10 protein-coding genes are annotated in these 12,569 nt (G+C 72.5%); 7 read left to right on the top strand and 3 right to left on the bottom strand.

The features are described from left to right. Positions 1-80: 80 nt before the first annotated feature. A complete protein-coding gene (radA, locus tag OG306_RS16600) occupies positions 81-1,493 on the bottom strand; it encodes a DNA repair protein RadA (protein ID WP_266906265.1) in 1,413 nt (470 codons plus the stop codon). A gap of 215 nt (positions 1,494-1,708) precedes the next feature. On the opposite strand from radA, the gene OG306_RS16595 reads away from it, so the two are divergent. Further along, positions 1,709-3,616, top strand: a complete 1,908-nt coding sequence (locus OG306_RS16595) for a BACON domain-containing protein (protein ID WP_406735209.1) — start codon at positions 1,709-1,711, stop codon at positions 3,614-3,616. Positions 3,617-3,698: 82 nt separating this feature from the next. On the opposite strand, the gene OG306_RS16590 is transcribed toward OG306_RS16595, so the two are convergent. Next, positions 3,699-4,541 (bottom strand): hypothetical protein, encoded by an 843-nt coding sequence (locus OG306_RS16590; protein ID WP_266746937.1) that lies wholly within the window; start codon positions 4,539-4,541, stop codon positions 3,699-3,701. A gap of 40 nt (positions 4,542-4,581) precedes the next feature. On the opposite strand from OG306_RS16590, the gene OG306_RS16585 reads away from it, so the two are divergent. The 4 genes from OG306_RS16585 (at position 4,582) to ilvD (ending at position 9,140) form a co-directional block, all read left to right on the top strand. Continuing rightward, complete coding sequence (locus OG306_RS16585; RefSeq protein WP_266746936.1) at positions 4,582-5,547, top strand: Ppx/GppA phosphatase family protein; 966 nt, start codon at positions 4,582-4,584, stop codon at positions 5,545-5,547. 116 nt (positions 5,548-5,663) lie between these two features. Further along, positions 5,664-6,491: a sugar phosphate isomerase/epimerase family protein gene (locus OG306_RS16580; protein WP_266746935.1), complete on the top strand. Its 828-nt coding sequence runs from the start codon at positions 5,664-5,666 to the stop codon at positions 6,489-6,491. Beyond that, positions 6,488-7,132, top strand: a complete 645-nt coding sequence (locus OG306_RS16575) for a TetR family transcriptional regulator (protein WP_266746934.1) — start codon at positions 6,488-6,490, stop codon at positions 7,130-7,132. Before OG306_RS16580 ends, OG306_RS16575 begins: the two co-directional genes overlap by 4 nt. 157 nt (positions 7,133-7,289) lie before the next feature. Continuing rightward, positions 7,290-9,140, top strand: a complete 1,851-nt coding sequence (gene ilvD, locus OG306_RS16570) for a dihydroxy-acid dehydratase (RefSeq protein WP_266746933.1) — start codon at positions 7,290-7,292, stop codon at positions 9,138-9,140. Positions 9,141-9,172: 32 nt separating this feature from the next. On the opposite strand, the gene OG306_RS16565 is transcribed toward ilvD, so the two are convergent. Next, positions 9,173-11,443, bottom strand: a complete 2,271-nt coding sequence (locus OG306_RS16565) for a serine/threonine-protein kinase (protein ID WP_371665420.1) — start codon at positions 11,441-11,443, stop codon at positions 9,173-9,175. 124 nt (positions 11,444-11,567) lie between these two features. On the opposite strand from OG306_RS16565, the gene OG306_RS16560 reads away from it, so the two are divergent. Next, a complete protein-coding gene (locus OG306_RS16560; RefSeq protein WP_266746931.1) occupies positions 11,568-11,891 on the top strand; it encodes an SH3 domain-containing protein in 324 nt (107 codons plus the stop codon). A 70-nt stretch (positions 11,892-11,961) separates the two neighbouring features. Further along, entirely contained in the window at positions 11,962-12,516 is a 555-nt protein-coding gene (locus tag OG306_RS16555) for a hypothetical protein (protein ID WP_266746930.1), read from the top strand. Positions 12,517-12,569: the final 53 nt, after the last annotated feature.

The following is a 12,569-nucleotide window of genomic DNA, read 5'->3' as shown; positions in this document are numbered from 1 at the left end:
TGCACTCCTCCGGTCACAGGTTTGCGGTGCCCTTACGTCATTCATACCGTTCGTACGGACGGGCGAGACCAGGGCAAAGTCTACCGGCGTGCGCTCTCCTCCTGTGGGGCCTGTGCGCGAGACCGGCGCGGGAGCACGCTCAGAGCATCGCCCATGTTGGCGACTTCTGTGACCTTCATACCGGCCGGGACCTTTCCCGGATCGGTCGGAACCAGCGCGTGCGTGAAGCCCAGGCGGTACGCCTCGGCCAGCCTGCGCTGGACCCCCGTAACACGTCTGACCTCGCCCGCGAGGCCCACCTCGCCGATCGCCACCAGGTTCTTGGGAAGGGGTGTGTCACTGGCGGCGCTGGCCAGCGCCAGCGCGACCGCGAGGTCCGCGGCGGGCTCGGAGAGCTTCACTCCGCCGACCGTCGCGCTGTAGATGTCCCGCTTGCCGAGCGAGCTGATCCGGCCGCGCTGCTCCAGAACGGCCAGCATCATCGATACCCGGGACGTCTCCAGCCCCGAGGTGGTGCGCCGGGGTGAAGGGATCTGGGAATCGACGGTCAGCGCCTGTACCTCGGCGACGAGCGGCCGCTTGCCTTCCAGGGTGACGGTCAGGCAGGTGCCGGGCACCGGCTCGTCGCGCCGGGTGAGGAACAGCCCGGACGGGTCGGCGAGGCCGGTGATGCCCTCGTCGTGCAGCTCGAAACAGCCGACCTCGTCGGTCGCGCCGTACCTGTTCTTGACGCCGCGTACGAGCCGCAGGCGGGCATGGCGGTCGCCCTCGAACGACAGCACCACATCGACGAGATGCTCCAGCAGCCTCGGCCCGGCGATCGCCCCGTCCTTGGTGACGTGGCCGACCAGGAGCGTCGACATGCCGCGCTCCTTGGAGGCCCGGATGAGGGCACCGGCGACCTCCCGGACCTGCGCCATGCCGCCGGGGGCCCCGTCGATCTCGGGCGAGGCGACGGTCTGTACGGAGTCGAGGATGAGGAGCGACGGCTTGACCGCGTCCAGATGGCCGAGGACCGCGGACAGGTCCGTCTCGGCGGCGAGATACAGATGGTCGTTGATCGCCCGGATCCGGTCGGCGCGCAGGCGCACCTGGCTCGCGGACTCCTCGGCGGTGACGTAGAGGGTGCGGTGGTCGCTGCTCGCCGCCTTGGCGGCGACGTCCAGCAGCAGCGTCGACTTCCCGACGCCCGGTTCGCCCGCGAGCAGCACGACGGCGCCCGGGACGAGCCCGCCGCCGAGCACCCGGTCCAGCTCACCGACGCCGGTGGACCGGGCGGTGGCCTGCCGGCTGTCGACCTGGCCGATGGGGAGCGCGGCGGTGCTGACCCGGCCGGCCGCGGTGGTCCGCACGGCGGGGGCGCCGCCGAACTCCTCGACCGTCCCCCATGCCTGGCATTCGGGGCAGCGGCCGAGCCACTTGGCGGTCGTCCAGCCGCATTCGGTGCAGCGGTAGGACGGCCGGTCCTTCGCGGATTTCGTACGGGCAGCCATGGCGCAACCGTATAGGTGGGGTCGGACAACGCCGTCGGGCACGGTCCGCGGGCGGCGCCCGGTACGGCAGTGGCGGGTCGCTTTGCTCGGTTTCAGGGATTTCGGCTCCCTGAAACCGGGATTCCTGTCCCCTTTCGAGCGATACGTTCACCCGTAAGGATTAAATGTGCCGAAGGGGCGCTAAAGGCATGCTCTGTGCTGCCTACGGTCGCCAGGTGACGAGCAGCAGACTGGAGCCCCCAACGCACACCACCGGCGCACACCGGGCGCGGCGCCGTGCGCCCCACTCCTCGACGCACCCGCCGCGGCGGCCTCCCGCACGTTACGAGCCGCATCTCGACGGCCTGTTCACCTACTGCCTCTCCGTGCTCTGCGACCACGATGCCGCCACTGAGGCGCTCGGCGGTGTGCTGGCGATCGCGGAACGGCAGGACGGCCGGTGCCCGGCGGGTGAGGAGGAACGTAAATCCTGGCTGTACGCGCTGGCCCGATGGATGTGTCTGCGCAAGCTCGCCGAACAGAAGCAGGGCCGTCGGGCGCACCGCCACAAGGCCGGGAAGCCCTCGGGAAGACCGCAGCCCGAGCCGGAGACGGGGCGGGAGGCGAACCGGACGGCCTGCGGGCCCCCGGGCAAGCAGCCGAGCGGGACGGCCGCCCAGGGGGCGCGTGCGGGACGCCGTACGCCCCCCACCGCCGTCGGGAAGGGCGCTGCCGCCCCCTCCCCGTCCGGCGGCTCCCCGGCGGGCCACGCCCCCGCCCCGGAATCCCAGGCCGCCGCCGAGGCGCACCGCCGCGAACTCGCCCAGCTGGCCTGGCCGGAGGCCGCAGGCACTACCCCCGAACAGCGCGAAGCGCTCGAACTCGCCGTGCGTCACCGCCTCGCCCCGCGCGCCGTCGCCTCCGTCCTGGGCCTCGAACCGGCAACCGCCCGGGAGCTCCTGGCCGCCGCGGCCTGCGAGGTGGAACGCACCCGCGCCGCCCTCGCCGTCGTCGAGACCGGCAACTGCCCCACCATCGCCCGCCTCACCGGCGACCACCGTGTCCTGCTCTCGGCCACCCTGCGCCGCGAACTCGTCCGCCATGTCGACGACTGCCCCCGCTGCCGCCGGGCCGCCGAGCGAGCCGGTGCCGAGGGGCCCTGGCCGGGCGCGGCCGTCACCCCGGCCGCCGCGCTGCCGGTCGTCGAGGCGCCGCGGCCGTCCGCGTACGTCGCGATGGTGCACGCCCAGCGGAACCGGTCCGGCGGCCCGCGCTTCGACCGGGCGGGCTTCCCCATGGACCCGAAGGACCACGCCGCGCGCCGGGACCGGCTGCGGGCCAGGGTCGTGACGACGACGGTGGTGGCGACGGTCGTCGCGGCCCCGGTGATCGCGCTGTGGACCGCCTACCGTGGCGCGCCGCTGACCGGCGAGGGCCACGAGGGCTCCTCGGTCACCGCGACCGAGGCGGACGCCCGCCAGGACCTCGACGGCACCTCGGACGGCCATTACGAGAACGCGGGCAACGCCCGTCCCGGCCCCGGCGGCCCCTTCGAGGACGGCCCCGGTCCGGACGTCTCGGCCGAGGTGATCAGCTCGGGTCCGGCGCGGGGCGGCCTCGGCGGTCTCACCGTCGAGGCCCGCTCGTCCGGCGGCACGACACTGATCCGGCTGACCGCCTCGGGCGGCGCCCCGGTCGCGTGGTCGGCCCGCGCGGACGCGTCCTGGCTGCGCCTGAGCAGCTCCTCGGGGACGCTCGCCGCGGGCGAGAGCGTCACGATCCGCGTCCACGTGGACCACCTGCGGGAACCCGCCGGTCCCTGGAGCGCGCGCATCGCCCTCGCCCCATCCGGTTCGGTCGTGGCGATCCGGGGACGGGGACACGACGCGACGACACCGCCCCCCGGCGGCCCGGGACATCCGGGGACGCCCGCCCCGCCCGACTCCCCGGGCCCGTCCGTACCGTCGGATCCGCCGCCGTCCTCGCCGGATCCCACGCACCCGACCGACCCGACCCCCGACCCGACGGGCTCCCCGGATCCCACACCGTCACCGACCGATCCGACACCGTCCCCGGACCCGTCCGGACCATCGGTCCCCACCGACCCGGGGACGGGTACGGGCACCACGACCCCGGCAGGCTGAAACGGGCCGAACGGCGGGAAGGCACCTCGGCGGCCCGTCCCGTCACACCCCGGCGCGGCCCGCCGCTGTCACACCCCGGCGGTCACGCCGGATCCGCCGGGTGCGGTGCCATCGGCAGCAGCGAGGACAGGCGCTCCTCGCACAGTTCGACCAGCCGGTCGTAGCCCTCCTTGCCCATCAGCTCGATGAGCTCCGGCCGGTACGAGACGTACACCGGCTCCCCGGCCCCGTGCGCGGACGTCGCCGAGGTGCACCACCAGTGCAGATCGTGACCGCCCGGACCCCAGCCCCTGCGGTCGTACTCGCCGATCGAGACCTGGAGCACGCGCGTGTCGTCGGGCCGGTCGATCCAGTCGTACGTGCGCCGGATCGGCAGCTGCCAGCAGACGTCCGGCTTGGTCTCCAGGGGCTCCTTGCCCTCCCGCAGCGCCAGGATGTGCAGCGAACAGCCCGCGCCCGCCGCGAACCCGGGACGGTTCTGGAAGATGCACGAACCCTTCCAGCGCCGCGTCTGGCGTTCCCCGTCGTCGTCGACCTCGACCCAGCCCGTCTCCGTACCGACGTCGTGGAACTGCCACAGCTCGGGGGTCAGCCGCTCGACGTGGCCCGCCACCCGCTTCTCGTCGTCCTCGTCCGAGAAATGCGCGCCCAGCGTGCAGCACCCGTCGTCCGCGCGGCCCGCCTGGATGCCCTGGCAACCGCTGCCGAAGATGCAGGTCCACCTGGAGGTCAGCCAGGTCAGGTCGCAGCGGAAGATCTGCTCGTCGTCCGCGGGGTCGGGGAACTCGACCCAGGCGCGGGCGAAGTCGATACCCGTTTCGTCTTCGGACCGGTTCGGTCCGTTCGCTTCCTGTTGCTGCATCTCCTGCTTCGTTCTCTGTTTCTTCGTGGTTTTGCCCGGCTTCGCCTTTTTCGTCTTTGGCACGCGCCAAGAGTAAGTCCGCCGCCCCGGTAGCGTTCCTGGTATGAGACTCGGAGTCCTCGACGTGGGTTCGAACACGGTGCATCTGCTGGTGGTGGACGCGCACCCCGGTGCGCGTCCGCTGCCCGCGCACTCGCACAAGGCGGAGCTGCGCCTGGCCGAACTCCTCGACGAGGACGGGGCGATCGGCCCCCACGGTGTCGACCGGCTCGTGGCAACGCTCACCGACGCGCTCCAGGCCGCCGAGGACAAGGGGTGCGAGGACGTTCTGCCCTTCGCCACGTCCGCGGTACGGGAGGCGAGCAACGCCGACCAGGTGCTGGCCCGGGTGCTGGACGAGACGGGCATCGGCCTCGCCGTCCTCAGCGGCGCGGAGGAGGCCCGGCTCACCTTCCTCGCCGCCCGCCGCTGGTTCGGCTGGTCGGCGGGGCGGCTGCTGGTCCTGGACATCGGGGGCGGCTCGCTGGAGATGGCGTACGGCATGGACGAGGAGCCGGACGCCGCGGTGTCGCTGCCGCTCGGGGCCGGCCGGCTGACCGCCGGGTGGCTGCCGGGCGATCCGCCGGACCCGGCGGACGTGCGGGCGCTGCGCCGTCATGTACGGGCCCGGATCGCCCGGAGTGTCGGCGAGTTCACCCGCCTCGGGCGCCCGGACCACGTCGTCGGCACCTCCAAGACGTTCAAGCAGCTCGCCAGGATCGCGGGCGCCGCACGCTCCACCGACGGCCTGTACGTGCAGCGCGCCCTCACCCGCAAGGCGCTGGAGGAGTGGGTGCCGAAGCTGGCGGCGATGACGACCGAGCAGCGGGGCGCTCTGCCCGGGGTCTCCGAGGGCCGGGCCGCGCAGCTGCTGGCCGGGGCGCTGGTCGCGGAGGGCGCCATGGATCTGTTCGGGGTCGACGAGCTGGAGATCTGCCCCTGGGCGCTGCGCGAGGGCATCATTCTGCGCCGCCTGGACCACCTGCCGACGGAGCCCACGGAGCCGACGGAGCGGGCCGCGCTGCACTGAGCGCCGCGCGCAGGCTCCACGCCGCCCCGCGCAGGTGACCGGAAGCCGGCCATGGCCCTTCTCACTTTCCGCCCGGGTCCCTCGGCGGGGCGTACCACTGCCCGTACGCTGTCCCAGTGGCAGAACCAGTGGTGCGCATCCCGAATGCGAAGGTTGCCCTGTCGACGGCTTCCGTCTACCCGGAGTCGACGTCGACGGCCTTCGAGATCGCCGCGCGTCTTGGTTACGACGGCGTCGAGATCATGGTGTGGACCGACCCCGTCAGCCAGGACATCGAGGCCCTGCGACGGCTTTCGGACTACCACCAGGTGCCGATCCTCGCCGTCCACGCGCCCTGTCTGCTGATCACCCAGCGCGTCTGGTCCACCGATCCGTGGGTGAAGCTCCAGCGGGCCCGTGCCGCCGCGGAGAAGCTCGGGGCGACGACCGTCGTCGTCCATCCGCCGTTCCGTTGGCAACGCAACTACGCGCGCGACTTCGTCACCGGGATCTGGCGCATGGCCGACGAGACCGACGTGCGGTTCGCCGTCGAGAACATGTACCCGTGGCGCTACCGGGACCGCGAGATGCTCGCGTACGCCCCCGACTGGGACGTCACCAACGACGACTACCGGCACTTCACCGTGGACCTCTCGCACACCGCGACGGCCCGCACCGACGGCATGGCGATGGTGGACCGGATGGGCGACCGGCTCGCCCACATCCACCTCGCCGACGGCAAGGGCTCCAACAAGGACGAACACCTGGTGCCCGGCCGCGGCGACCAGCCCTGCGCCGAACTCCTGGAACACCTGGCCCGTACCGGCTTCGACGGCCATGTCGTCATCGAGGTCAACACCCGCCGTGCCATGTCCACCGCCGAACGCGAGGCCGACCTGGCGGAGGCGCTGGCCTTCACCCGGCTTCACCTGGCGTCGTCCTCGGCCGAGGCGCCGCGCCGGTGACCGGCGGCCACACCGACGACGAGGGCCCCGCGCACCCGGCCCCCAAGCGCCGCGGGCGACCCTCCCGCACGTCCCGGAGCGCCGGCCCCGACGCCCGCAGCCGCATCCTGGAGGCGGCCCGCACCGAGTTCGCGGAGCGCGGCTACGACAAGACGTCGATCAGGGGCATCGCCAAGGCGGCAGGCGTCGACTCCGCACTTGTCCACCACTACTTCGGCACGAAGGACGAGGTCTTCGCGGCCGCCATCGCGCTCTCCTTCGAGCCGGCCCTGGTGCTCCCGGCCGTCCTCGGCAGCGGCCCGGACGGCATGGGGGAGCGGCTGGCCCGCTCCTTCATCTCCGTATGGGAGAACCCGGTGTCCAGGGCCCCCCTGCTGGCGATCATGCGGTCCGCGCTGACGCACGAGGCGGCGGCGAAGGTCCTCCGCGGCTTCGTCCTGCGCCGCCTCCTGGACCGCGTGGCCGAGACGCTGGACGTACCGGACGCAACATTCCGCGCGGAACTGGCCGCCTCGCACATGCTCGGGATCGCGATGCTGCGCTACGTCGTCCGGGCGGAACCACTGGCCTCGGCGGACCCGGAGCAGATCATCGAGATGGTGGCACCGACGCTGCAGCGCTACCTGACGGAAGCGGAGTAACCCGGCGACGGCCCCTTTGCACCGCACTTTCGGCCCGCACTCCCACCCCGCTCACCCACCGAGCACCCCATCCCGTATGCCGGACACCGTGTCCAGATCTTGGAGCCGGAGGCGTACGCTCGGAAACAGTCATTTCACGTCGAAGGAGCGAGAGACGATGCCCCAGCTGAGGTCCCGCACTGTCACCCACGGCCGCAACATGGCGGGCGCCCGCGCCCTTATGCGGGCGTCGGGCGTAGCGAGCGAGGACATCGGCAAGCCGATCATCGCGGTCGCCAACTCCTTCACCGAGTTCGTCCCCGGCCACACGCACCTGGCCCCCGTCGGCCGGATCGTCTCCGACGCGATCAAGGCCGCGGGCGCCGTGCCGCGCGAGTTCAACACCATCGCCGTCGACGACGGCATCGCGATGGGCCACGGCGGGATGCTCTACAGCCTCCCCTCCCGCGACCTGATCGCCGACTCCGTCGAGTACATGGTCGAGGCGCACTGCGCGGACGCGCTGATCTGCATCTCCAACTGCGACAAGATCACCCCCGGCATGCTGATGGCCGCGATGCGCCTGAACATCCCGACCGTCTTCGTCTCCGGCGGCCCGATGGAGGCCGGCAAGGCCACCCTCGTCGACGGCACGGTCCGCAAGCTCGACCTGGTCAACGCGATCAGCGACGCCGTCGACGAGAACGTCTCGGACGAGGACATCCTCCGCATCGAGGAGAACGCCTGCCCCACCTGCGGCAGCTGTTCCGGCATGTTCACCGCCAACTCGATGAACTGCCTGACCGAGGCCCTCGGCCTGTCCCTCCCCGGCAACGGCACGGTCCTCGCCACGCACACCGCCCGCAAGGCGCTGTACGAGGAGGCCGGCCGCACGGTCGTCGAGATCACCAGGCGCCACTACGAGCAGGACGACGCGACGGTCCTGCCCCGCTCCATCGGCACCCGCGCCGCGTTCGAGAACGCCATGGCGCTCGACATCTCGATGGGCGGCTCCACCAACACGATCCTGCACCTGCTCGCCGCGGCCCAGGAGGCGGAGCTCGACTACGACCTCGGCGACATGGACGAGATCTCGCGCCGCGTCCCCTGCCTGTCGAAGGTCGCGCCCAACGTGGCCCCCGGCGGCACGTACTACATGGAGGACGTCCACCGGGCCGGCGGCATCCCCGCCATCCTCGGTGAGCTGCACCGCGGCGGCCTGCTCAACGAGGACGTGCACTCGGTGCACTCCGGCTCCCTCGCCGAGTGGCTGAAGAACTGGGACGTCCGCGGCGGTTCCCCCTCCCCGGAGGCCGTCGAGCTGTGGCACGCGGCCCCCGGCTGTGTCCGTTCCGCGACCGCCTTCTCGCAGTCCGAGCGCTGGGAGACCCTCGACCTGGACGCGGCCGGCGGCTGCATCCGCGACCTGGCGCACGCGTACTCCAAGGACGGCGGCCTCGCGGTCCTCAAGGGGAACCTCGCCGTGGACGGCTGCGTCGTGAAGACGGCGGGCGTCGACGAGTCGATCTGGACCTTCGAGGGCCCGGCGGTCGTCTGCGAGTCGCAGGAGGACGCCGTCGACAAGATCCTCCGCAAGGAGATCAAGGAGGGCGACGTCGTCGTCATCCGTTACGAGGGTCCGCGTGGCGGCCCCGGCATGCAGGAGATGCTCTACCCCACGTCCTTCCTCAAGGGCCGCGGCCTCGGTAAGAGCTGCGCCCTGGTGACCGACGGCCGCTTCTCCGGCGGTACGTCGGGGCTGTCCATCGGCCACGCGTCGCCGGAGGCCGCGTCCGGCGGCACGATCGCGCTCGTCGAGGACGGCGACCGGATCAGGATCGACATCCCGAACCGTTCGATCGAGCTCCTCGTCCCCGAGGCCGAGCTGACCGCCCGCCGCGAGGCGCTGAACGGCGTCTACGCGCCGAAGAACCGCGACCGCAAGGTCAGCGCGGCGCTGCGCGCGTACGCGGCGATGGCGACGAGCGCGGACCGGGGCGCGGTGCGGGACGTGTCCAAGCTCGGCTGAACCGGACCCGGCAACGAAGACGGACCCCGCTCTCACCAGTGAGCGGGGTCCTGCCCGTCCACGGCGAACACGGACCCGTCGGGCGCGGTCCCGAAGACGGCCCGGCCGGCGGCGACGGGGGCGGGCAGCGTCGAGGCGTACGTGAGCTTCCCGTCCCGGAGCCGGGGACCTGTCTGTCCCAGCAGCGTTCCGCGCTCCGTGTCCACGGCGATCAGCCGCCCGTCCGCCGCCGAGAAGTACAGCCGGTGTCCACCGGCGAGGACGGGCGCCGACGTCCGCCCGGCAGCGGTCTCCAGCTGCCAGAGAACGGCTTCGCCGCCGGCCGGACGCATGTCGACGGCCACCAGGGTCCCGCCGTGCGCCAGCAGATAGACGGTGTCCCCGCCCACCACGGCCTCCGGTTCGTTCATCCGGAACGGCAGCGCCACCCGGGCGACGCGCCCCCGCTCCGGGTCGTAGCGGACGAGCCCGATGGTCTGGGTGTCCCCGTTCATGGACGTCAGGACGAGTGCGCCGTCCGAGGTCCCCACCGGGGTGAGCATGCCGTCCAGCCGCCGCTGCCAGGCCACGCGCCCGGCCCGCGCGTCGACGGCCGTGACCAGCGTGGTGGACCCGTAGGCGGAGTGCTCGAACGCGTAGGCCAGCCCCGATGCGGCGTCGTACAGCGTGAAGTCCGGGCGCCGGTGCCCGGCGAGCGGATGCCGCCAGCGGGACACGCCGGTCGCCGAGTCGAGGGCCTCGGTCGTGCCGTCCTCGGCGACCAGCAGCAGCGTGTCGCCCGCGGCGAAGGGGGCGCCGAGGTATGGGGAGAGATCCGCCTGCCAGACCTGCTTGCCCTCGGTGGGGTCGTACGCCCGGAGCTTCCCGCCCGGCACCGCCGTGTGCACCAGATCTCCGGAGACCGACACGACGCCGGCCGACGGAGCGTTCGCGGCGCCATGGGACCACAGCACCCGGCCGTCCGCGGGGTCCAGCCGGGCGGCGCCGATACCGGCAGCGGTGCAGTACAGCGCCATGGACCGGCCGGCCGCCTTCTTGCCGTTGCCGTCCTTGCCGTCCTTGCCGTCATCACTGATGGCGCCGTCGTCGCCGCGGCTCGCCGCGGAGCAGACCGGCGTCGAGTTGCCCGAGGCCAGAAGCGGCGTCTGCCACGGCGCGACCGCTTCCGCAGAGCCCTTCGCCCCACCCGACCCACCGGAGCCACCCGACTCACCCAGGCCACCCGAGTTGTCCATGACACCGGCCGCCCACACCCCACCGGCACCCACGACGAGCAGCGCCACCCCGGCTGCCAGCCACCGCCGCTTGCCGCCGCGGTTGGGGGTCGCCTTCCTGCCCCGCGCAGCCGTGCCCACGCCCGCATGCGTGTCCGCGTCCGCCCGCGCCACGATCCCCGGGTCCGGGTCCGCCGTGGCACCGGGCCCGGCCGCGATGGTGCCCGGCCTGCGCTGCGACGGTATGAACGCTGCGGCGTCGTACGAAGGAGGGCGCAGCGCCGCCATGATGTCGTCCGGAGTGGGCCGCTCAGCGGGGTCCTTCGCCAGGCACTGCCCGATCAGCGGCGCCAGCTCCGTGGGCACGGCCGTCAGGTCCGCCTCGTCGTGCACCACCTGGTAGGCCACGATGTACGGGCTGTCGGAGTCGAAGGGCCCCCGGCCGGTCGCCGCGTGGACGAGCACGGCGCCCAGGGCGAACACATCCGCGGCGGGCCCGACCTCGCGCGGCCGCTGGAACTGCTCGGGCGCCATGTACGGCGGCGAGCCGATCAGCTTGCCCGTCTCGGTGCGCAGATCGCTGTCGTACGGCCGGGAGATCCCGAAGTCGATGACCTTGGGCCCGGAGTCGGAGAGCAGCACGTTGCTCGGCTTGAGGTCGCGGTGGATGACCCCGGCCCGATGGATGTCGCGCAGCGCCTCGGCAAGTCCGGCCGTCAGCCTGCGGAGTTCGGCGGGAGCCATCGGCCCGTTCCGCTTCACCTGGTCGGCGAGCGTGGGGCCGGGCACGTACAGGGTGGCCATCCACGGCCGTGCGGCATCGGGGTCGGCATCGACGACCGGCGCCGTGAAGGCCCCGCTGACCCGCCTCGCGGCCCCGACCTCCTGCCGGAAACGGGCCCTGAACTCGGGGTCCTGGGAGTAGCGCCGATGCACCACCTTGACGGCCAGCTGCAGCCCCGAGGTGGAGCGCGCCAGGTGTACGACGCCCATGCCGCCTGCGCCGAGACATGCCTCAAGGCGGTAATGACCGGCGTATTCCGGATGCTCCGCTTCCGGATTGGCTCCGGTACCTCGCAGCGGCGGCATCGCCCACCCCCGTGTGTTTCGTCCGCAAGCGCGACGCACGGAGCCTAGTCGATGGTGCGTGCGATACGGGCGGGGCTTGTAGCCTGCGCGTCGTACACACCGTCTCTCAACGGGGGAGGGCCTCATGGCCTCGGAAGAGCACATCGACAGCACCGCCGAAGCGTCCGAGGGCGTGACCACGCTCGCCGGCACCGCCGACGTCACCAGGTACCCCATCGCGCCCGGCTACCGCGTCAACGTCCGCACGGGACCGGGCACCCAGTACGGCATCGTCAGGACACTGCCGTACGGAGTGAAGGTCGCGGTCTACTGCCAGAAGCCGGGGGAGCGGGTCACCGGCCCGTACGGCACCTCGAACATCTGGGACAACATCGCCAACGGCCAGTTCGTGTCGGACGCCTACGTCCACACGGGCAGCGACGGATACATCGCCCCGCGCTGCGACTGACCGGCACGGCGGGGGCCGCGACCGGGGGACCGCACCCGGGACCGCGGCCCGCCCGGGGATAATCGACCTCGTGAGCGAGAACAGCGAAGCCCCCGGCACCGGCGACAGGTCCGGCAGCGATACGCCCGGCTCCACCGCGGCCGGCCCGCAGCCCGAGCCCCTGCTCTTCTTCGGTACGACCTGGGTCGACCACGACGGGGGCTACGGGCTGCGACGCACCGGGGCCGCGGTCGGCTCCCTCGCCGCCGCGGCCGCCGCCTGCTTCGTACTCCGCTTCGCCTTCCAGGGGCTGGAGATCGCCGACGTCGGCAACCTCGTCGGCATCCTGGTCGTCCTGATGTTCGCCATCTGCAGCGCCGTCGCCTTCCGCAGGACCTGGGAAGGATTCAGCCGCCGCCCGGCCGATCCGGCGCGCGAGGCGAACCTGCGCGGTCTCAAGACGATCGGCTTCGTCGGCTCGCTGCTCGCGTACTTCCTCCGTACGTTCAAGGAGGCACCGGGCGAACAGTTGCGCCGCACGGAGTACGAGGAGGCACTCGCCCGCTACACGAAGCGCCGCTCGGCCCGCACCGGCAACCCGGCCGCCCGTAAGACGACCAAGGGCAAGCGCCCCAAGCGCAAGTAGCACCCCACGCGCACCGGGGGTCCCCGCAGGTCTGGGCATGGGCCCGCCGCGCG

The organism is Streptomyces sp. NBC_01241, assembly GCF_041435435.1.
Classification (GTDB): Bacteria; Actinomycetota; Actinomycetes; order Streptomycetales; family Streptomycetaceae; genus Streptomyces.
Note: the sequence above shows the minus strand (reverse complement) of the source record. Positions and strands in the feature narration are given on the sequence as shown.